The organism is Streptomyces sp. NPDC056231, from assembly GCF_048270745.1.
Classification (GTDB): Bacteria; Actinomycetota; Actinomycetes; order Streptomycetales; family Streptomycetaceae; genus Streptomyces.
Genome location: NZ_JBLVKW010000003.1, coordinates 114,362 through 134,168, shown reverse-complemented (window position 1 = coordinate 134,168; position 19,807 = coordinate 114,362). Strand labels below are relative to the sequence as shown.

The window sequence follows — 19,807 nt, the reverse complement described above, 5'->3', positions numbered from 1 at the left end:
GCTTCTGTTACACGGGTGTACGGGTGTGCGAGTCGTCGTCGCTGTCGGCGGGCCGCGTGCGGCACTCGTGGCTGTGCCTTCCGGGGGCGCACCCACCGGAACCGCGACAGGCGAAACTGTCACGCAGCCGGGCCAACAACGTGTTGAGCTGTCCGACCTCGTCGTCGGACCACTCCTGAAGGTTGTGGGCGAACATTTCGGTGGTCCGCCGGTTCAGGTCACCGAGTACCGCGTTGCCCGCAGGGGTCAGCCGCAGGATGCGGGACCGCTTGTCCGCCGGGTCCGGAGACCGTTCTATCCAGCCGCGCTCGGCCACGTGGGCGACATGTCGGCTGGTGACCGACATGTCGACGGCCATCAGCTCGGCCAGTCTGCTGATCCGCATTTCGCCGTGCTGGCTGAGCAGGGCCAGTACCGCGGCGGATCCGCCAGGACATTCAGCAGGGAGGATGCGTGCGAGTCCGCGTTTGACGGCCCCCACGGCGCTGAGCTGCCGGGCCAGTTCTTCGTACTGACTGCGTGCGGCCACGGGCCCCCCAGACGTCGTTCTGCATCTTGTTGCTTAGGGCAACCATAGAAGTATTGGTTGCCGCAGGCAAACGAAATCAGGCTTGCATAAGTAAAGGAAGGCAAAAGGCTGTGTAGGACTTGGGTCAAACGCCCAGCGCGTGCGGGACGGGTCGGGTGTGTCTGGTGCCACACCGAAAGTGTGGACGGTGGCCCCGAAACGGCAGTAGGCCCCGAGCGTCACTCGAGGCCCGGCCGTCGCCCCCGTAGGGGGCATAAGGTGCCGCCGGACCGCTAGGGTCCTGACCCATGGCACACGACCGTTCCTTGGTGCCCGGCGCGGGGTGCTGTGCGTCTGGCGGGCCATCCCGAACGGTCTTGGATGACCTGGTTCTCCGCTTTTGCACCCCGGTGACGGCACGCGTCGCGCGCGTGATCCAGTCCGTGGCGGGCAGTGTCCCTGGCGCGAGCGGGATCGAGCGTTGGCCGCAGGACCCTTTCCCGCGTGACGACGCTACAGTTCCACAGGCTTCATATCGCAGTATCCGACGAGTACTTCACCCGATCGAGTGGGAATGCATTCATGCGTAATCAGCCGCCGGTAAATGGCAACCCTCAGGGCCCCGAGGGCAATTACGACCCCGCGGGCAGCACCCAGATGTTCCGCGCCTTCGTCGACGAGGGCGAGCCGCAGCGGCTGCAGCAGCCGGCCACGTCGTCCGGACCGAAGGCTGGAGTGATCGTCGCCGTCGTCGCGGTGATCGTCATCCTCGGCGCGGTCGCCTGGCTCGCGCTCGGCTGATCCGACCCCGTTCATCCCGTCCGTCACTTCCAGGCGGCGGTGATGTCCCGGGTTTCGACATGCATGCCCAGGGGCACCCGCCAGGCGTCCACACAGACGGTGTACGTCTTCTCCCGCGCCGCTCCCGCGTCGATCGGCGCGGGCAGCGGCGCGGTCGTCTCCACAGTCGCCCAGTCGATCCCGAGCCCGCCGATGATGTGTGTGGCGAAGGTGACCGTGCCCGACCGGGCCGGTGAACCGCCGGTATTGCGGAACTCGACAGTCACCTTCTCGCACCAGCGGTGATCGGCCGCCGCCCGCTCGGGTGCGCCCAGGGTCAGCACGGCAGGTCCGGCGGGCGCGGTGGACCCCGGCGCGGACGGGGAGGGAGGCGCGGGACCGTCCCCCGCGCCGCCCGAGGTCGTGCCACCGGTACCGCTGCCATCTGTACTGCCGGCGGAGTCCGTGCCGCCGGCAGAACCCGCAGCGCCGCCGGTGGTGCCGGCGGAGGTGCCGCCGGATCCGCTGGAGGACCGCGCACCGCCGCTCGACCGGTCGCCCGCGGCCCCGCCCCTGCCCGCGCCACTGCCGATGCTGCCCGTGCCACCGAAGTCGCCGCTTGCCGCGGAGGAGCCCGGCCTCGGCTCCGTCCCCCCGCCGGCGCCGCCCTCCCCGTCCAGCGGAATCAGCGTCACCCTGCCCGAAGGCGCGACCGGGCCCTTGGGCGCCTTCTCCGGGCCGGTGCCCGCCGCGCCGACTGCCGCATAGCCGTCTCCGGCGCCCGCTCCGGCGCCGCAGGCGGCGAGTGCTCCGCCCAGGCACAGCACGGCCGCCGAGGCGGCGATCACGGTGCCCCGGCGGCCGGTCGAGCCGAATGTCTGACGTCGCATCGCGCAAGTGTGGCTGACGGTCCGTCAATTAGGAACCCTCTCGCGCCTGTGCGTGGATCAGTCGGCGATGAGCCCCTCCCTGAGCTGGGCGAGCGTCCGGGTCAGCAGACGTGAGACGTGCATCTGCGAGATGCCGACCTCCTCGCCGATCTGCGACTGGGTCATGTTGGCGAAGAACCGCAGCATGATGATCTGCCGCTCCCGGGGCGGGAGTTTGGCCAGCAGCGGCTTCAGTGATTCGCGGTACTCGACGCCTTCCAGCGCGGAGTCCTCGTAGCCGAGCCGGTCCGCGAGCGAGCCCTCGCCGCCGTCGTCCTCCGGGGAGGGCGAGTCCAGTGAGGAGGCGGTGTACGCGTTGCCGACGGCAAGGCCGTCGACCACGTCCTCCTCGGAGACCCCGAGCGCCGCCGCCAGCTCCGGCACGGTCGGCGAACGGTCGAGCTTCTGGGCCAGCTCGTCGCTCGTCTTCGTCAGCGCGAGCCGCAGCTCCTGGAGCCGGCGCGGCACCCGCACCGACCAGGAGGTGTCGCGGAAGAAGCGCTTGATCTCGCCGACGACGGTGGGCATGGCGAACGTCGGGAATTCCACGCCCCGCTCGCAGTCGAACCGGTCGATCGCCTTGATCAGGCCGATCGTGCCGACCTGGACGATGTCCTCCATGGGTTCGTTACGGCTCCGGAACCGCGCCGCGGCGTACCGCACCAGCGGGAGGTTGAGCTCGATGAGTGTGTCCCGCACGTAGGCACGCTCCGGGCTGTCCGGTCCGTCGGGCCCCGGTGCGGGACCCAGAGCGGCGAGCCGCAGGAACAGGGAGCGGGACAGGGTGCGGGTGTCGATGGCTTCCGGCGAGCTGGTGAGCACAGCGGGTGCGGGTGCGCTCTTCGTGAGCGTGAGCACCTTCGAGCTGCCCTGTTCTGCGGACATGCCACCCCCTTGAGGTCGCGGACGGTCGCGGTAGCCACGACCATCGGAGGAACGCAGCCTCCACCTGAATACCGGCGGCGGGGCTGCGGCAAACGCGGTTCACGCAGAATGTCACATGTCGGCAACGCGCTGTAGTGACATGTCGACAAGTCAGGGTGACATATGCGCAGTTAACAGGGGGTGTGCGGCATTCCGGCTACCTGGAAGGGGCTTTGATCGATTTACCCGATCCGGTTACGCCTCGATCCTATTTGCGGATCGAAGTCGCGCGAAGCTTCTGGCCAGGAGCCTTGACACATGCATCTGGGAAACGCCCAACTCGGCGCTGATCTGTGATTGCGTCAGATTGCTGTAGTAGCGCAGCAGCAGAATCCGCTGCTCGCGCTCGGGCAGCTGGACGAGGAGATGGCGGACCAGATCACGGTGCTCGACGCCGGCGAGAGCGGGGTCCTCGTAGCCGAGCCGGTCGAGCAGTCCGGGCAGCCCGTCGCCCTCCTGGGCGGCTTCCAGTGAGGTTGCGTGGTAGGAGCGCCCCGCCTCGATGCAGGCCAGCACCTCCTCCTCGGAGATCTTCAGGCGCTCGGCGATCTCCGCGGTGGTGGGTGAGCGGCCGTGCGCGGTCGTCAGGTCCTCGGTGGCGCCGGTGACCTGCACCCAGAGCTCGTGCAGTCGCCGCGGCACGTGGACCGTCCGCACGTTGTCCCGGAAGTACCGCTTGATCTCGCCGACGACGGTGGGCATCGCGAAGGTCGGGAACTGGACGCCGCGTTCGGGGTCGAAGCGGTCGATGGCGTTGATCAGCCCGATGGTGCCGACCTGGACGACGTCCTCCATGGGTTCGTTACGGCTCCGGAAGCGCGCCGCGGCGTACCGCACGAGGGGAAGGTTCGCCTCGATCAGTGCGGCCCGCACTCTGCCGTGCTCCGCGCTTCCCGGTTCCAGCTCCTTGAGCTGGTCGAAGAGGACCCGGGTGAGCGCCCTGGTGTCCGCGCCCCGGGTCCTGGCGGGCGTCGTGCCGTCGGGCGTCTCGGTCTGGACGGTCTCGGCCACCGGCGCGGGCCGGGTTGCCGGGGCGGACTGATCGGACGGGGCCGTTTGGGGGGCTTGGGCGTCGTCGTTCTGGACGATCTGGGGAGGCACTTGAGGCGCTGTACTGGCCGGCACGGTGAGGCCACCCCTTTGCGGTCAACTTCGGTCAACTCATCCGTCAAAAGCGGTCATAGCATCACAAGACATGTCCACTGTGTGCAAGCACCGTACAGCGTCGTGTTGAGGGCACATTGGTTTAAACCCATGGAAAAGCCCCTCACCGAAATGGTGAGGGGCTTGTGGGTTCCGGGACCGCGGAGGTCAGAAGGGGTAGTCGGCAATCACCCAGGTGGCGAAAGCCTTCCACTGTTCGGCGGCGGCCTGATGGGCCGGGTGTGCGATGTAGCGCCCCAGGGCGTCCTCGTCGGCGACCGCGGAGTTGATGGCGAAGTCGTACGCGATCGGCCGGTCGGTGATGTTCCAGGCGCACTCCCAGAACTCCAGCTCCGGGATCTGCCCTCCGAGCTCCTGGAACGCCTTTGCCCCGGCGACAACACGCGGATCGTCACGCTTCACGCCGTCGTTCAGCTTGAACAGGACCAGATGACGGATCATGGGGTACTCCTACTTCACGAGCTCGGTCATGAAATCGCCGACGCCCTGTGCGGCACTCGAAATGCCCTCGAACCCTACCTGGACAAGCTCCGCGGCCCGTTTGGGGGAGTGGATGATCGTGTACAGCACGAAGACGGCAATCATGACGAGCGCGATCTTCTTCGCTTGCACCATCAGCCCCTGTCTCCCCTTCGATCACCAGTGCAGTCGCGCGATTCTATCCGCACGAATGGCCGTATCCGAGGGGGGTTTCGATGGGGGATTCCGCTCACACTCCGACCCGATGCCTCGGTAGGGGTGCGGTCCGGCCGAAGGATGGCCCTGCCGACGGGCCATGACCAGGCGCACGGGCCGCCTCGGGGGCATGGCGCCGACGGCCCGCGGTCAGGTGACCGGTGCCTCCGCACGGAACCCAGCGGGCTGCCGGACCATCACCTCCTGCACGGAGCCGCTGCCCGCGGGCGCCGGCCCGATGAACCCGGTGCGGCCGTCATCCACAACTACCGTGACGGCGACCTGGCGGCGGTCGTTCACCCCATCGACACGACCGCGGACCTCGGCCGGGAGTCCGTCTTCTCTCTGGTCGAGTGCCTCAGTGCCCTGACATCCCGCCGGCCCGCAGTGGTCGCGGTCCACCGTGGCGAGCCCATCGGCGCGGCGCTCGCTCAGGCGGCCGACGGCCGGGCGTGGGTGATGCGGATCGCCATTTCACCGACCTGGTGCGGCCGGGGCCGGGCCGGCGCGCTGCTGATGGAGCTGGAACGCCGGCTGATGATCGCGGCCGGAGCGTCGCATCGCCTGCGTGCTGCCGGAGGAGGAACTCCCCGGCAAGTGGCTGCAGAAGGCCGGTCACACGCCGAGGCCGGCCGTCGCCTGCTTCGAGAAGGTCCTCAGTACGCGTGCCGGTTCGGCTTGTTCGTCCATGAGTCGTAGGCGTGGGAGCCGATTTCGGGATGGAGCTGCTCGACCCTGATCCTTCGCTGGTCGAGCGGCCGCTTGAAGTCCTCGTACTGGTAGGCGTCGTCGAAGCCGATCCGGCGTGTGTCGTCCAGGCTGCAGCTGAAGTACACCGCATCGATCCGGGACCAGTAGATGGCGCTCATGCACATCGGGCAGGGAGCGCCGCTGATGTAGATCGAGCAGCCCTGCAGCATCCGGGCCCGCTCGGGCACGGGATCCGGTGACCCGTCAGCACGGGGCACGTATTCCAGAGTGCTCTCGTTCTGGTGCTCTTCGGAGATCGACGGAGCCTCGGGGTTGAGACACTGCACGGCCTTGCGGATCGATTCGACCTCGGCGTGGGCCGTGGGGTCGCCGGTGAGAAGCACCCGGTTCTGTCCGCGGGCGATGATGTCCCCGTTGCGGGTGATCACCGCGCCGAAGGGGCCGCCCCAGCCCTTTTCCACCGACTCGGTGGCCAGTCGGACCGCCTCGGTGATGAGCTCCTTGTGTTCCATCGCTACGTCTCCGATCGACATCGACAGCCTCTCCGGAACAGAGCGTGCGGAAGGATGATCGACTGTCCGATTTGCCCACAAAATGATGCTTCTAATAAACTACTGTGCGTGAGCCCCCGCGCAAGCCGTGAGCCGCAGGCCGAGAACGCCACCGTTGTGACCTCGCAGAAGGTGTGTGCAGGTCGCGCCGACGAGTATCAGCGCTGGCAGCACAGGATGAACGAAGCGGCCCGCGAATTCGACGGGTTCGAGGGTGCAGAGGTGTACCCACCCGAAGCAGGCGGCGAGAACGAGTGGGTGGCGGTCTTCCGTTTCGCCGGCATCGACCACCTGACCGCCTGGCTGGATTCGGGCAGACGGCGCGAATTGCTCGACGAAGGGCGGGAATTCTTCGAGGAACCTCCGACGCAGGAGGTGCTTCGTGGCGGCACCCCTGCCGAGCAGGCGCCGGAGGTGGTCACGGCCGTCGTCTCCCACGAGGTGAAGCCAGGGCGGGAAGAGGGTTTTCTGCGCTGGCAGGAGAAGGCAATCAAGGCACAGGCGAAATCACCCGGATTCATGGGGTCCGAACTGTTCAAGCCAGTGGAGGGTGTGCAGGAGCACTGGGTCGTCGTCTTCCGGTTCGACTCCCGCGAGCACCTCGACGACTGGCTCGCATCCGATGTCCGCCGGACACTGCTGGAGGAGGGCCGCACCTATTTCACCTCCTACGACGTACGCAAGGTCGGCTCGGCGTTCAGCGGTTGGTTCCGCTTCGGCGAGGGCAAGCAGGACAATGCGCCGCCCAACTGGAAGCAGGCCATGACCGTGGTCCTGGCGCTCTATCCCACGGTGATGGTCCTGAATCTGACCGAAGGCCGCTGGCTGGACGGACTCGGTGTCCCCGGATACATCGGCCTCTTCATCGGGAACGTGCTGAGCGTCAGCGTATTGACCTGGCTGCTGATGCCACTGGTGAACAAGGCACTCGCCTTCTGGCTGGTGCCCGGCCGCGCGAGCAGCTACCGCGTGCATCTGACCGGTGCCGCGGCAGTGGTGCTCTGCTATGCGCTGTTCCTCGCCGTCTTCGGCCTGACCACTCACTGACCGATCCCACCAGCCGGCTTCAGCCGGGCCACGCGAGGAGGTCGTGATGCCTGAACGGACGCCCGCAGGCCCCACCGAGGGGACGCTGATCCGGCGGGGCGACCCCGGCTACGACCGCGCCCGGGCCGGCGCGGTGTGGAACGGGCTCCTGCCGGAACGCTTTCCTGAGGCCATCCTGCAGGCCTCAGCCGAACGGGACGTACCTCTGGCCCTGGCCTGGGCACGCGCCCAGGGACTGCAGGTCTCCACACGCTCCGGCGGGCACAACTGGTCCGGCTCCCAACTCCGCGACGGGGGGCTGCTGATCGACCTGTCGCGGCTACGGCACTGCAGCGTCGCCCCGGCGTCGGCGACTGCCGTGGTGGGGCCCGCCATCACCGGGCAGGGCCTCGTCGAGGCCCTCGCCCCGCATGACCTGGCCTTCCCCGTGGGGCACTGCTCCTCCGTCGCGGTGGGCGGCTTCCTGCTGAGCGGCGGACTCGGCTGGAACTCCCGTGCGTGGGGACCGGCATGTGCCGATGTCCTGGAGATCCGGGCTGTCACCGCCGACGGCCGGACGGTCATCTGCAGCGAGACCGAGAACACCGACCTCTTCTGGGCCGCCCGGGGCGCGGGACCGGGCTTCTTCGCCGTCGTCACCGGCTTCCGGCTCGGGCTGCATCCTCACCCCGCGGCCATCGCGACCACCAGCCTCACCTTCCCGCTGGCCGACGTCGAGCGCGTGACGGGGTGGGCCGTCCGGACCGCGCGTGACCTGCCGTCGATCGTCGAGACGGCTCTTGTCCTGGCAGCCTCCGGTGAGGCCACGGCCACGGCCCCGCCGGGGCCGCGGATCACCGTCGGCGCCACTGCCTTCGCCACGACGCGGGACGAGGCGCTCGCCGCTCTCGAACCCCTGGATGCCTGCCCGTTCCCCTGGCGGGTCCTCTCCCGGCAGCCACCCGAGCCGACGTCCTTCGCCGCGCTGCACGACGGCGCCGGTCAGGTGTGGCCGCGAGCGCATCGCTACGCGGCGGACACGCTGTGGTCGCCGGAGAGCTACGAGACCCTGATGACCCGCATCGCCGGCGCCGTCGCCCAGGCCCCCTCCGGCAAATCCCTGGTGCTCGCGCCGGTGCAGCCCGTCTCCACCGACCCTGCGCTGCTGCGGAACATGGCTTTCTCGGCGCTCGGCGAGTCCTACCTCGTCTGTTACGCGATCTGGGACGATCCGGCCGCGGACGGCGCGAACAGCGGGTGGCTGCGCGAGACGATGGCCGCGGCGGACCCGTCGGGGCGCGGCGGCCACTACATCGCCGAAACGGACCTGGAAGCCGATGCCGGCCGGGCCCGGCGCTCGTACGCCCCCGCCGACTGGGACCGCCTGCAGGAGCTCAAGCTCACGTGGGACCCGGACAACGTCTTCCACTCCTACCTCGCGCCCGTGACATGAGGCGCCTTGCCCGGGCGCCCTTGATTTCTGTGCGGCCGCCGGGGAACACGTCGGCAGGCGGTCCGACGTGCCGCCTCCTTGCGCAGGGTGTGCCACGGCGTGTTGCCCACAGGGGCACAAAAAAACCGCCCCCGATCTGCTTTCACAGGATCAGAGGCGGTCTTCTGAAGCGGTAGCGGAGGGATTTGAACCCTCGGTGAGTTTCCCCACACTCGCTTTCGAGGCGAGCTCCTTCGGCCGCTCGGACACGCTACCGAGAGAGAGCTTAGACCATTCAGGCCGTGGGTTGAAATCCGATTCTCCGGCGTGTGCGGAAGCCGGGTCGGAGGCTGGGCGCGTCGCCGGGTCAGCGGTCGCGGAAGAAGGCCGTCAGCTGGGCGGAACAGGCGTTCTCCAGAACTCCGTGGATCACTTCCGGGCGGTGGTTGAGCCGCCGGTCCCGTACGAGGTCCCAGAGCGAACCGGCCGCGCCCGCCTTCTCGTCCCGTGCCCCGTAGACGACCCGGGCCACCCGGGACTGCACGAGTGCGCCCGCGCACATGGTGCACGGCTCCAGAGTGACCACCAGCGTGCAGCCGGTCAGCCGCCATGCGCCGAGCGCCTCGGCGGCCCGGCGGACGGCGAGGATCTCGGCGTGCGCGGTCGGGTCGCCGGTCGCCTCGCGTTCGTTGTGCCCCGTGGCGAGCAGGGTGCCGTCCGGGCCGAGGACGACGGCGCCGACCGGCACATCACCGGCCTGCGCCGCGTGTGCGGCCTCGTCCAGGGCGCGGCGCATGGCCGCCCGCCATGGGTCCCGTACGGGATCGTCCGTCGGGTTCGTCGGGTCATGGGGTTCTTGCGGTCCGTGCGGGCCCGGTGGTGCGGTCACCCGCGGACCCTAACGGACGGTCTCCAGGACCTCGGCCGCGCCCAGCGCGTCCGCGATCTCCACCAGGGCGTCCGTGCGCAGCATCAGCAGCTCCTTCTCGGCAAGTCCGAGATCGGACAGGATCCCGGTGTCTCCGAGCGGACCCGTCGGTACGGCGTCGGCGTCGAGTCCGTCGTCGTTGTCGTCGTGGTCGGTCTGATTGTCGGTGGTGTGATCCGGCTCGCCGTCCTCCGTACCGTCGAGGCCGACGAGCTCTTCGAGGGCGGCAATCGAGTCCTCGGCCTCGGGTTCGCGGCCGAGCAGTTCATCGGTGAGCAGGATCTCCCCGTAGGAGGAGCGGGCGGCGGAGGACGCGTCCGAGATGTAGATACGGGGGTCCTCCTCACCGTCCACCCGGATGACGCCGAACCAGGCGTCCTCCTGTTCGATGAAGACGAGCACCGTGTCCTCGTCCACCGAGGCCTCACGGGCCAGATCCGTCAGATCGGACAGGGTCTCCACATCGTCGAGCTCTGTGTCGCTCGCTTCCCACCCGTCTTCGGTGCGCGCGAGCAGTGCGGCGAAGTACACCGTGACTCTCCCACTGTTCATAGGGGTGTCGGTCCGGCGGGAGGGCATCCGGTGATCCGGCTGTCCTGCGTCCCGCCCATCGGAATCGTGGCAGAAACCTAGCGTTCGCGAGAGTAGTTCAACCGTTGCGTCGTGGATCAGTTGTCGCGGACACCGCTCGGAAGGCGCCGTCTGGCTGCTCGGAGCGCTACCAGCGGAAGGTCCGCATCCGCATGACTTGGCGCATTCGGGCGGCCCGGGCGCGGCGCGGCTGGACCCGGTCGCGCAGCGCCTTCGCCTCATGAAGCTCGCGGAGGAAGTGGGCGCGCCGTCTGCGGCGCTCCGCTTCGGTCTCGGTCTCCGGCGCGTCCTGCGCGCCTTGCGCGTCGTGCGGGGCCGACTGGTCCCGCTTCCGCTGCTTCCTGTCCGCCATCCGCACATCACCCCAGACCTGGGCCCATATGCCCCCACCTTCCCTCCGAACGTGTGGTTGATGCCAGCGCACAGGTGCGGGGGAGCCCGGTTACTGTTGAACCCATGCGGATCCACGTCGTCGACCACCCGCTGGTCGCGCACAAACTCACCACCCTGCGCGACAAGCGCACCGACTCCCCGACCTTCCGGCGGCTCGCCGACGAGCTGGTCACCCTGCTCGCGTACGAGGCCACCCGGGACGTGCGCACCGAGCAGGTCGACATCGAGACGCCGGTCACACCGACGACCGGCGTCAAGCTGTCGCACCCGCGGCCCCTGGTCGTGCCGATCCTGCGAGCCGGTCTCGGCATGCTCGACGGCATGGTGCGGCTGCTGCCGACCGCCGAGGTGGGCTTCCTGGGCATGATCCGCGACGAGGAGACGCTTCAGGCGTCCACGTACGCGACGCGCATGCCTGAGGACCTCTCCGGCCGACAGGTCTACGTCCTGGACCCGATGCTGGCCACCGGCGGCACGCTGGTCGCGGCGATTCAGGAGCTGATCAAGCGCGGCGCGGACGATGTCACCGCCGTCGTGCTGCTCGCGGCGCCCGAGGGCGTCGAGGTGATGGAGCGCGAGCTGGCGGGTACGCCGGTGACCGTGGTCACCGCCTCGGTCGACGAGCGGCTGAACGAGAACGGCTACATCGTGCCGGGGCTCGGCGACGCGGGCGACCGGATGTACGGAACCGTCGACTGAGACCGACCGGCCAGGGCTTTCGGCCCGGGCGCCCAGAGGATCCTGTCGTCGAACCGGCGCCTGCTGCGCGGCGTGACGACGGGACAGCCTCAGAGCCTGTCGGGTGACCTCCGACCGGGCGGCCACGCCCTGGCACGCACGCTTCCCGCGTTGTCGTCAGTCACCAACGCTCCGCGTTGACTCCCTCCTCCGCCTTGGAATCGCACGCACCAGACCGCGTCCGCTATCCGATCAGAGGTCACCCGACAGGCTCTCAGCGACAGGAGGAGGGCGTCGGGGCCGGCTTGTTGAGGGCGGCGAGGGCCGCGGCGGCCTCCTTCGGGGTGTTCAGCTTCTTGAACGCCGTACCGAGGATCAGATCGACATCCGCCGTTTTGCGCGCGTCGGTCTTCGGCGTGGCGCCCGGCAGCTGCGTACCGAGGACCGGGAACGTGCCGTTCGTGGCCGTCGGCGCCCCCAGCAGTACCCCGGGCCCGGGGACCTTCTTGTCGTACTCGGCCGAGGCATTGCCCACCTTGCCGATGCGGAAACCGCGCTTCTTCAGCTCGTCGGCGGCGGCCTTGGCCAGCCCGCCGCGCGGCGTCGCGTTGTAGACATTGACGGTGATCTTCGCCGGTGCCGGCAGTGCCCTGGCGGGCGTGGACGGCTTGGACGTGGGGCAGTCGGCCCTGCGGTCCGCGGCGTTGGCCTGCTTGTCGCCGCCCGTGAAGACGTCGATGAGCTGCATCGTGCCCCAACCGGCCAGCCCTAGGGCCGCCACGGAGGCAATGGACGCGAGGACCAGTGTGCGGCGGTGCCGGGGGCGGCGCATGCGCGGGTACTTGTCGCCCGTGATGCGGTACTTTCCGCCCATGCCGGGAGGAGTGAGCATGCTCATGGGCGCAGCGTAGTGCGACCCGGTGAAGATGCGTACTAAATGATCAACGGATGGCACCCGTCCGAGTGCGAATGCACCCGAAAGCACCCGGCGCAGCGAAGTGCGCGGACCGCCGGCCCACCGAGCTGCTGGACTGTCAGCCGAGTTCGAGGACGCGGGCGTGCAGCACCTGGCGCTGCTGGAGCGCCGCGCGGACCGCGCGGTGCAGCCCGTCCTCCAGATAGAGGTCGCCCTGCCACTTCACGACGTGGGCGAACAGGTCGCCGTAGAACGTCGAGTCCTCGGCGAGGAGGGTTTCGAGGTCCAGCTGACCCTTGGTCGTCACCAGCTGGTCGAGGCGGACCGGGCGCGGCGCGACATCCGCCCACTGCCGGGTGCTTTCCCGGCCGTGGTCGGGATATGGCCGCCCATTTCCGATGCGCTTGAAGATCACACGGAAAGCCTACCGGTCAAGAGCCTCCGGGCGCAGCCATGGAGCGGTACTGCGATACTTGCCAAAACGTCATGAGTGCAGGCATTTCGGAAAACGGGCCGCGATGAGTGACAGCGACGGCACGGGCGGAGGTACCGAAGCGGGCGCGTAAAGGAGGCCTCGTTGTACGGGCGTTGAGCCCGTGCGGTCGAGGAAGTCCGCTATGTCGCGCTCCAGTTGGGCGGCGCCCTCGGGGCCGGGACCCGAGCCGACCCCGTCCGAGTCGTCACCGTCGAAGACGAGCTGGGCCCCCTTGGCCTGGTCCGCGACCAGCCGCCCACCGTCGCCTTGAGTGACTCCGCCGGTGGGGATCCGCCCGGACGCGACGTCGCCGAGGGCCGCGAACAGTTGTGCAGGACAGTCAGTGATCGCAGTGACGTCTGTGAACAGTTGCGGACACTCCTTCATCTCGTCTTCGCCGCGGCCGCCTTCGCGGCCGCCTTCGCTTCCTGCTTGTGCGCGCGGACCAGGGCGAGCGAGTCGGGGCCGGTGATGTCGGCGACCGAGCGGTGCGAGCCCGCCTCCCCGTACGGACCCGCCGCGGCGCGCCAGCCGGTCGGCCGGACATCCAGCTGCTTGCCGAGCAGCGCGAGGAAGATCTGCGCCTTCTGGACGCCGAACCCCGGCAGCGCCTTGAGCCGTTTCAGGAGCTCGGCACCGGTTGCGGCATCGCTCCAGACGCCACTCGCGTCTCCGTCGTACTCCGCGACCAGGAATTGGCACAATTGCTGCACCCGTTTGGCCATGGAGCCGGGATAGCGGTGCAGAGCGGGTTTCGCGGTGAAGAGTTCGGCGAACGCCTCCGGGTCGTAGACGGCGATCTCATGGGCGTCCAGATCGTCGGAGCCCATCCGCTGCGCCAGGGTGTACGGGCCGGAGAATGCCCACTCCATAGGAACCTGCTGGTCGAGCAGCATGCCGATCATGGCGGCGAGCGGGCTGCGGCCGAGCAGCTCGTCCGCCTCCGGCTGCTGAGCGATCTGCAGGGCGATCGGCTTGCCCTTGCCGTTCGGTCTGTTCTGTGTCATGCCTCCGATCATCGCGACAGTGACGGGGGACGGCGAGTCCGGGAGCCGCCGATGGAGTACCGAAGACGGGAACGAGATCAGCAGCCGGGCGACGTGGTCGCGTGCGTGGGGCCTTGCGCGAAAACGGGGTTGCCTCCACCGTGGGCGGGGTCGGGCCGGTTGACCGACCGGCTCGCTCCGTACGGTGACGGGAGTCAGCATGACCTCATTGCCTCTTCTGCCCCATGGACTGCACGGTGACGGCCCGCACAAGGTGATCGCGGTGCACGGCTGGTTCGCCGACCGCTCCGCCTACGACCCGGTGCTGCCGGATCTCGACCTCGGTTCGTTCCAGTACGCGGTGGTGGATCTACGGGGATACGGGGAGGCCAGGGACGCGAGCGGTGCGTACACCACAGCCGAGGGCGCCGCGGACGTGATCGCGCTGGCCGACCGGCTCGGCTGGGACCGGTTCTCGCTGATCGGCCACTCGATGGGCGGCTGCATCGCTCAGCGGACGCTGGCCCTCGCCCCGCACCGGGTGCGCAGAATCGTCGGTGTGTCGCCGGTACCCGCATCCGGCCTGCCCCTGCCGCCCGAGCAGTGGGAACTCTTCTCCGCTGCGGCGCACACCCCGGAGAACCGTCGGATCATCCTCGACATCACCACCGGAGGCCGACGCCCCGCAGGCTGGCTGGACCGCATGGTGCGTCGTTCGCTCGAACGCAGCGACGCGAAGGCGTTCCGGGCCTGGCTGGATTCCTGGGCGGGCGAGGACTTCCACGACCGGATCGACGGTTTGCCCGTGCCGGCCCTGGCTGTCGTGGGCGCGCTGGACCCGGCGCTGTCGGCCGAGTTGCAGCGCGCCACCTGGATGCGCTGGTTTCCGCAGGCCGAACTGGTTGAGCTGCCCTCATGCGGCCACTACGCGATGGACGAGGCTCCTCTCGACCTGATCCGTGTGATGGAGGACTTCCTGCGAGCCGATACGGAGGACGGCGAGGCGAAGGCATGAGCGGGCCCGCCCCCGAAGCAACGGAGCAAGCGCCCGTACCGGACGTCTTCGACCCGAGGCAGTATGCGCAGGGCATCCCCCACGACCGCTACCGCCACCTGCGCGATCACCGCCCAGTGGCGTGGCAGGAGGAGCCGGAGGTCCTCGGCTGGCCGGCGGGCCCCGGCTTCTGGGCGGTCACCCGGCACGCGGACGCCGTCCACGTACTGAAGGACTCCTCGACATACTCCTCGCACCTGGGCGCCACCCAGATCCGCGACCCCGACCCCGCCGACCTGCCGTTCATCCGCCGCATGATGCTCAACCAGGACCCACCGCACCATCGGCGACTGCGCATGCTCGTCAGCCGTGCGTTCACCCCCAAGCGCGTGGACCGTTTCGCCGCGGTCGTCCGCGAACGAGCCCGCTCCCTGCTCACCCGGGCGGTCGCCGAGGCGCGGGCCACCGACGGCACCTGCGACCTGGTCGCCCGCGTCACCGACGATTACGCGCTGCTCAATCTCACCGACCTGCTGGGCGTACCGGACAGCGACCGGGGCCTCCTCCTGCACTGGACCCGACGCGTCATCGGCTACCAGGACCCGGACGAGGCAGGGACCCCGGTGCCCGGCCCGGACGGCAAGCCGGTCAACCCGAGGTCCCCGGCGTCGCTGCGCGACATGTTCGACTACGCGCACTCACTCGCGGCACACAAGCGCAGGCACCCCGCCGACGACGTGATGACGGCGCTCGCCACCGACCCCGAACTGACCGGTCCCGAACTGGAGATGTTCTTTTTCCTGCTGGTGGTGGCCGGGAACGACACCGTACGCAGCGCAGCCCCCGGTGGCCTGCACCTGCTGGCGGGGAACTCCGACGCCTACCGCCGCCTGTGCAACGGCGAGGTGGAGCTGACCACCACCATCGACGAGCTGCTCCGCCGTCACCCACCGGTCCTGACCTTTCGACGCACCGCCACCCAGGACACGGAACTGGCGGGCACGCGGCTCCGCGCCGGCGACAAGGTGGTCGTCTTCCACGCCTCGGCCAACCACGACGAACGCGTCTTCCCCGACCCGTACGCCCTGGACCTCTCCCGCACCCCCAATCCCCACATCTCCTTCGGCGATGGCCCCCACGTCTGCCTGGGCGCCCACTTCGCCCGTCTTCAGCTCCGAGCCCTGTACGAGGAGACGTGCCGAGCCCTGCCACCCAGCCGACTCCACCTCGCGGCCCCGCCGCGCCGTCTGGTGTCGAACTTCATCAACGGGATGAAGTCGCTGCCGGTGCGGGTGGCCGACAGGTGACGACCGTGTCCAGGCCGGCCTCCAGCCGAGGACGAACGGCGGCTCGCCCAGGAGGGGGAACACGCCTGCCCTGACGGCCACGTCCACCGGGTTGACCGCGCTCATCCGGCGACGGCGGCGAGGGCGCCAAGTACTGGCTCCAGGTGCTGACCGAGATCAAGAACCGCGGCACGGAAGACGTCTGCATGGTCGTCTGCGACGGCCTCAAGGGCCTCCCGGACGCGATCGGAGCGGTCTGGCCGCAGGCGATCACGCAGACTTGCGTCGTTCACCTGCTGCGGGCGTCGTTCCGTTACGCGACCCGGCAGGACTGGGACAAGATCTCGAAGGCGCTCAAGCCGGTCTACACAGCCCCGACCGAGGACGCCGCCACGGAACGGTTCCTGGAGTTCAGTGACGCCTGGGGCGGGAAGTATCCAGCGATCGTGAGGCTGTGGGAGAACGCCTGGGCCGATTTCGCGCCTTTCCTCCAATTCGACACAGAAATAAGGCGAGTTGTCTGCACGACGAACGCCATCGAGTCGGTCAACGCGCGCATCCGCAAGGCCGTCCGCTCCCGCAGACATTTCCCGAACGAGCAGGCAGCGATCAAGTGCGTCTACATGGCCGTCATGAGCCTGGACCCGACGGGGCAGGGCCGCAAACGCTGGTCACAGCGATGGAAGGCCGCACTCAACGCCTTCGAGATCACCTTCGACGGTCGGCTCTCCGCCGCCCGCCGCTAACCCACTAACAACTCCAGAACCACCGTTAACTTTACAGACCCCGGGATGGGCAGCGTCGCTGTTCGTCATGCTCACCTCGGGTGTCGATGACATGGTGACGGGCCGCGGCGACAGGGCGCGTCCCGTCGCCGTGCAGCGAACGTCGAAGGGTCCCACCGCGAGCGGTGGGACCCTTCACAAGGCATCAGATCTGCGAGGTGATCTGCGAGGTGATCCGGACAGAACGGCCTAGTTGGAGAAGTACAGGTACTTCCAGGACCCGTACGTCGTGGTGTTCACGGTGTCACCGGACGACCTGTTGACGTACACCGACCGCATCCGCGCCTTGATCCCGGACTGCCCCGGCGCCTCCAGGCGTACGGCCGACTTTCCGTCCGTGCCGAGCGGGAAGTACTCCGAGCCGGCGGAATACCACTTTCCACCCGAGTAGACCTGGAGGTCGAAGCGCTGCTTACGCCCCTTGTAGTAGGTCATGGTCGTCGTGAGCAGCGGGTCGGTGCTCTTGTGGAACCAGTAGTACGACGTCGAGCCGATCTTGGCCGTCTTGTAGTGCTTGGAGACGGCGGTGGACACCTTGACCCTGGCGTACGCCGTGGACTTCACCGTCCTGGGCGCGGTGCGGGCGTCCCCCTTGAAGACCGCGGTGACATCCGTGTCCCGCGTCATGTCCACCGTCGCGGAGATGTTGCCGCTGGAGTTGACCTTCCCGGTCTTCAGCAGCTTGTTGGGCTTGTCGCTGCCGAAGGGGTTCGCCCATATCTCGACCGTGCGGTTCTTGTACGTCGAACCGAGGTGCGCGGTGAAGGAGACATCGGCGCCGTAGTTGTAGACGTTGCCGTTCTTGTTCAGGGTCAGCGTCGGCTTCGTGCGGGGAACCGCGACCTTGTCGGACGCGCTGACCGCCGTGTGCGTGGCGTCGCCCGCGTAGGCGACCTTGTACGTGACCGTGCCGCCGGCCGGCGGGGTGTCGGTGAAGCTGTACGAGCCGTCCGCCTTCACCGTGGCGGCGGGCAGCGCCTTGCCGCTGGGGCTCTCCAGGTCGGTGCGGGTGACCTGCAGCTTGGCACCACTCGGCAGCGGCACTGTCGCCGACAGCTTCCCGGTCACGGTGAGCTGCTTGCCGCGCGTGGCGGTCGACGGTGCGTTCACCGTCAGGCTCGGGACGTTCAGCGTCGGGTCGGTGAGTGCCTTGAGGGTGTAGCCGCCGCTCGTCCCCACGAGCGCGAAGATCCGTGAGGAATCCGGGGCCCATGTCAGGTCGGCCGTGCCGGACGGGCCGGTGGCGTAGGTGCGGAGCGGCTTGGTGGCGCCGGGCCGGTAGACGGCCACGTTGGTGCCGCCCACTTGGGCGACCAGCCCGTCGGCGGAGATGTCGGCCCGCTGCCCGGAGGGGTAGGCGCCGGCCTTGGCGAACTTCCCGTCCGCATAGGCGTCCCGGTCCGTGCCGTTGACCAGCACCTCCGGGGCGCCGGGCACGAGGTCGATGTCCCCGATGCCCTGGTTCAGCGTGTAGTCGCCGAAGTACCAGGCGGTCAACTGCGGCGCGGTGCCGGAGACGTCGACGACGGCCATCGAGTCCGTGGAAATACCGGTCTGGCCGACGGCCAGCAGGCCGGGCGCGGACGGGTCGGTGTCGAGGAGCGCCGGGCCCCAGATCCCGGGGAACGGCTGCGGGAACAGTCCCATCGTCACCGCGTCGGTCCCGCTCGCCGGGTCCACTGCGGGATCGACCGAGCCCAGGTCGCCGTCCCACTGGTCGCCGTATGTGAACCAGACCTTGCCGCCGGCAAAGGCGACGTGGCGCGGGCCCGTGCCGGTGGCGACGGCATAGCGGGCCTTGACGTCGAGGGTGGCCGCGTCGAGGGCCACGATCTCGTGACTGCCCTCTGCGGCCGCGTACAGGGTGGCGCCGTCGTCGGACACCGCCAGACCGGAGACCCGGCTGACGCCGCTCACCGAGTCGACGAGGGCGCCGGTGTAGTCGGCGGCCAGGATCTTCCCGGCCGAGCGGTCGCCGACGAAGACCCGCTTGAGGGGGCCGTCCGCGACGATGCCGCCGGGCGAGGCGACGGCGGTGGAGGCGGCCGAGGCGGATCCGGCCGCGGCGACGCTCAGTACCGCCGAGCTGAAGAGGACCGCGAGCGCTGTCGCGGTCGAGATGCTGCGCGTGCGCACAGTGTTTTACCCCCACGAGGAAACCCGGTGGACGACCGGGAGTTGAGAGCGCCGCGCAGCACCCGGACGGGACCGCGGAGTGCGGCGATGCGCGGGGCGCGGCTGCTGTCGGGCAGCGTATGGCATGAGAGTGACAAATGAGGGGGGAGTTTCCCGCGCGGAGACGGCGCGATCAGCCGACGGGGGCGGGCGAGGGCGGCCGGGGCGGCCAGCGCGGGGTGTCGAGCCTGGCGGCAGCGAACGCCGTCGGATCGACTGCCCCGCGCCGGACGCCTTTCATGTGCGTCACACGCGACCGGTGTGCTGGTCCAGGATGGCCCGCAGCCGGTCGAGGTCCCCGGCCTCATGCACCCCCCGCTTGGGCATGACATCGACCCACATGATGTTGGGGTCCCGGCTGAGCAGGACGAAGTGGCCGGCCGTCTCCCGGTATCCCCGGAAGACGGACCACTTCTGGACCAACGTGTTGTGGTCGCTGCGGCAGGTGATCCCGGCCGGAGACACGGTGACGCGGTACTCGCCCTGCCATCCGACGATCCGTTGCACCTGGGCGGCCTGGAGCCGCGGGTACCCCCACACCACCAGGACGACGAACAAGACCAGGACGGTCAGGACCACGTCGACACTCCCACGGCCCACCGTGGAGAGCAGCCACTGCCCTACCCACAGTGTGAGGAACACGCTCCGCAGCAGCAGCCCGATCCGCTTGATCCGCGCGCGGACGCGCAGGCCGACCAGTGTGTCGGCAGGCTGGGGCCGGTACACCAGATGGACCGCAGTCTGTTCGTCCACGACGACATCGGAGTTTTCCGCGCCGCTGTCGGTGCCTTCGGCGCTGTGGCCCTCGGCCATGAACCCTCCCCGGTACGACGACCCGCGGATCCTACCGAACCTCAGTGCCGGGGCAGACGGCCGCCGCGGCGGGGCAGGTGGCTGTCG

The 19,807-nt window shown here is 69.0% G+C and carries 22 protein-coding genes, 1 tRNA gene and 1 pseudogene; 7 read left to right on the top strand and 17 right to left on the bottom strand.

Going from position 1 to position 19,807, the window contains the following annotated elements; genetic code table 11:
• Nucleotides 1-7: 7 nt before the first annotated feature.
• Nucleotides 8-529 carry a MarR family winged helix-turn-helix transcriptional regulator gene (locus ACNPQM_RS04335; RefSeq protein WP_376342499.1) on the bottom strand — a complete coding sequence of 174 codons (522 nt, stop codon included), beginning with the start codon at nucleotides 527-529 and terminating at the stop codon, nucleotides 8-10.
• 561 nt (nucleotides 530-1,090) lie between these two features.
• On the opposite strand from ACNPQM_RS04335, the gene ACNPQM_RS04330 reads away from it, so the two are divergent.
• Nucleotides 1,091-1,309, top strand: coding sequence for a hypothetical protein (locus tag ACNPQM_RS04330; protein ID WP_358856536.1), 219 nt, complete (start codon nucleotides 1,091-1,093; stop codon nucleotides 1,307-1,309).
• 23 nt (nucleotides 1,310-1,332) lie between these two features.
• Here ACNPQM_RS04330 and ACNPQM_RS04325 read toward each other — a convergent pair whose 3' ends face one another.
• The 6 genes from ACNPQM_RS04325 to ACNPQM_RS04300 all read right to left on the bottom strand — a co-directional run bounded on the left by ACNPQM_RS04325 (nucleotide 1,333) and on the right by ACNPQM_RS04300 (nucleotide 6,203).
• The gene (locus ACNPQM_RS04325; protein WP_418082906.1) at nucleotides 1,333-2,178 is read right to left on the bottom strand and encodes a hypothetical protein; all 846 of its coding nucleotides are present in this window, start codon (nucleotides 2,176-2,178) and stop codon (nucleotides 1,333-1,335) included.
• A 57-nt stretch (nucleotides 2,179-2,235) separates the two neighbouring features.
• Nucleotides 2,236-3,102 carry an RNA polymerase sigma factor SigF gene (locus ACNPQM_RS04320; RefSeq protein ID WP_358856534.1) on the bottom strand — a complete coding sequence of 289 codons (867 nt, stop codon included), beginning with the start codon at nucleotides 3,100-3,102 and terminating at the stop codon, nucleotides 2,236-2,238.
• Nucleotides 3,103-3,336: 234 nt separating this feature from the next.
• Nucleotides 3,337-4,266, bottom strand: coding sequence for an RNA polymerase sigma factor SigF (locus ACNPQM_RS04315; protein WP_358856533.1), 930 nt, complete (start codon nucleotides 4,264-4,266; stop codon nucleotides 3,337-3,339).
• A 186-nt stretch (nucleotides 4,267-4,452) separates the two neighbouring features.
• Nucleotides 4,453-4,746: a Dabb family protein gene (locus ACNPQM_RS04310; protein WP_418082905.1), complete on the bottom strand. Its 294-nt coding sequence runs from the start codon at nucleotides 4,744-4,746 to the stop codon at nucleotides 4,453-4,455.
• A 9-nt stretch (nucleotides 4,747-4,755) separates the two neighbouring features.
• Nucleotides 4,756-4,920 carry a hypothetical protein gene (locus ACNPQM_RS04305; protein ID WP_358856531.1) on the bottom strand — a complete coding sequence of 55 codons (165 nt, stop codon included), beginning with the start codon at nucleotides 4,918-4,920 and terminating at the stop codon, nucleotides 4,756-4,758.
• Nucleotides 4,921-5,636: 716 nt separating this feature from the next.
• Nucleotides 5,637-6,203 carry a nucleoside deaminase gene (locus ACNPQM_RS04300; protein ID WP_418082904.1) on the bottom strand — a complete coding sequence of 189 codons (567 nt, stop codon included), beginning with the start codon at nucleotides 6,201-6,203 and terminating at the stop codon, nucleotides 5,637-5,639.
• 54 nt (nucleotides 6,204-6,257) lie between these two features.
• Here ACNPQM_RS04300 and ACNPQM_RS04295 point away from each other — a divergent pair, with 54 nt between their 5' ends.
• Nucleotides 6,258-7,289 (top strand): antibiotic biosynthesis monooxygenase, encoded by a 1,032-nt coding sequence (locus ACNPQM_RS04295; RefSeq protein ID WP_418082903.1) that lies wholly within the window; start codon nucleotides 6,258-6,260, stop codon nucleotides 7,287-7,289.
• 46 nt (nucleotides 7,290-7,335) lie between these two features.
• Nucleotides 7,336-8,721: an FAD-binding oxidoreductase gene (locus ACNPQM_RS04290; RefSeq protein ID WP_418082902.1), complete on the top strand. Its 1,386-nt coding sequence runs from the start codon at nucleotides 7,336-7,338 to the stop codon at nucleotides 8,719-8,721.
• A 170-nt stretch (nucleotides 8,722-8,891) separates the two neighbouring features.
• On the opposite strand, the gene ACNPQM_RS04285 is transcribed toward ACNPQM_RS04290, so the two are convergent.
• The 4 genes from ACNPQM_RS04285 to ACNPQM_RS04270 form a co-directional block, all read right to left on the bottom strand.
• Nucleotides 8,892-8,976, bottom strand: a tRNA-Ser gene (locus ACNPQM_RS04285).
• Nucleotides 8,977-9,067: 91 nt separating this feature from the next.
• A complete protein-coding gene (gene tadA / locus ACNPQM_RS04280; protein WP_418083017.1) occupies nucleotides 9,068-9,496 on the bottom strand; it encodes a tRNA adenosine(34) deaminase TadA in 429 nt (142 codons plus the stop codon).
• A gap of 102 nt (nucleotides 9,497-9,598) precedes the next feature.
• On the bottom strand, nucleotides 9,599-10,159 hold the full coding sequence (locus ACNPQM_RS04275; RefSeq protein WP_418083016.1) for a hypothetical protein: 561 nt from the start codon (nucleotides 10,157-10,159) through the stop codon (nucleotides 9,599-9,601).
• Between the two features lie 187 nt (nucleotides 10,160-10,346).
• Entirely contained in the window at nucleotides 10,347-10,571 is a 225-nt protein-coding gene (locus ACNPQM_RS04270) for a hypothetical protein (RefSeq protein ID WP_418082901.1), read from the bottom strand.
• Between the two features lie 104 nt (nucleotides 10,572-10,675).
• Between ACNPQM_RS04270 and upp the strand changes: the two genes are divergently transcribed.
• The gene (upp, locus tag ACNPQM_RS04265) at nucleotides 10,676-11,311 is read left to right on the top strand and encodes a uracil phosphoribosyltransferase (RefSeq protein ID WP_037695091.1); all 636 of its coding nucleotides are present in this window, start codon (nucleotides 10,676-10,678) and stop codon (nucleotides 11,309-11,311) included.
• Nucleotides 11,312-11,564: 253 nt separating this feature from the next.
• Here upp and ACNPQM_RS04260 read toward each other — a convergent pair whose 3' ends face one another.
• The 4 genes from ACNPQM_RS04260 to ACNPQM_RS04245 all read right to left on the bottom strand — a co-directional run bounded on the left by ACNPQM_RS04260 (nucleotide 11,565) and on the right by ACNPQM_RS04245 (nucleotide 13,700).
• The gene (locus ACNPQM_RS04260) at nucleotides 11,565-12,164 is read right to left on the bottom strand and encodes a LytR C-terminal domain-containing protein (RefSeq protein ID WP_418083015.1); all 600 of its coding nucleotides are present in this window, start codon (nucleotides 12,162-12,164) and stop codon (nucleotides 11,565-11,567) included.
• Between the two features lie 160 nt (nucleotides 12,165-12,324).
• Entirely contained in the window at nucleotides 12,325-12,621 is a 297-nt protein-coding gene (locus ACNPQM_RS04255; protein WP_003955420.1) for a type II toxin-antitoxin system VapB family antitoxin, read from the bottom strand.
• Nucleotides 12,622-12,690: 69 nt separating this feature from the next.
• Nucleotides 12,691-13,068: a hypothetical protein gene (locus tag ACNPQM_RS04250; RefSeq protein ID WP_418083023.1), complete on the bottom strand. Its 378-nt coding sequence runs from the start codon at nucleotides 13,066-13,068 to the stop codon at nucleotides 12,691-12,693.
• Nucleotides 13,065-13,700, bottom strand: coding sequence for an HhH-GPD-type base excision DNA repair protein (locus tag ACNPQM_RS04245; protein ID WP_418082900.1), 636 nt, complete (start codon nucleotides 13,698-13,700; stop codon nucleotides 13,065-13,067). Before ACNPQM_RS04245 ends, ACNPQM_RS04250 begins: the two co-directional genes overlap by 4 nt.
• A gap of 187 nt (nucleotides 13,701-13,887) precedes the next feature.
• On the opposite strand from ACNPQM_RS04245, the gene ACNPQM_RS04240 reads away from it, so the two are divergent.
• From ACNPQM_RS04240 to ACNPQM_RS04230, 3 genes and pseudogenes are all read left to right on the top strand, one after another.
• Complete coding sequence (locus ACNPQM_RS04240) at nucleotides 13,888-14,682, top strand: alpha/beta fold hydrolase (RefSeq protein ID WP_418082899.1); 795 nt, start codon at nucleotides 13,888-13,890, stop codon at nucleotides 14,680-14,682.
• A complete protein-coding gene (locus ACNPQM_RS04235) occupies nucleotides 14,679-15,968 on the top strand; it encodes a cytochrome P450 (protein ID WP_418082898.1) in 1,290 nt (429 codons plus the stop codon). Before ACNPQM_RS04240 ends, ACNPQM_RS04235 begins: the two co-directional genes overlap by 4 nt.
• Before the next feature lie 119 nt (nucleotides 15,969-16,087).
• Nucleotides 16,088-16,693 (top strand): annotated as a pseudogene (locus ACNPQM_RS04230) (IS256 family transposase); the annotation flags it as partial.
• 228 nt (nucleotides 16,694-16,921) lie between these two features.
• On the opposite strand, the gene ACNPQM_RS04225 reads toward ACNPQM_RS04230, so the two are convergent.
• Both ACNPQM_RS04225 and ACNPQM_RS04220 read right to left on the bottom strand, forming a co-directional pair.
• Nucleotides 16,922-18,868, bottom strand: coding sequence for a YncE family protein (locus tag ACNPQM_RS04225; protein WP_418082897.1), 1,947 nt, complete (start codon nucleotides 18,866-18,868; stop codon nucleotides 16,922-16,924).
• Between the two features lie 285 nt (nucleotides 18,869-19,153).
• A complete protein-coding gene (locus tag ACNPQM_RS04220; RefSeq protein WP_418082896.1) occupies nucleotides 19,154-19,720 on the bottom strand; it encodes a YcxB family protein in 567 nt (188 codons plus the stop codon).
• Nucleotides 19,721-19,807 lie beyond the last annotated feature (87 nt).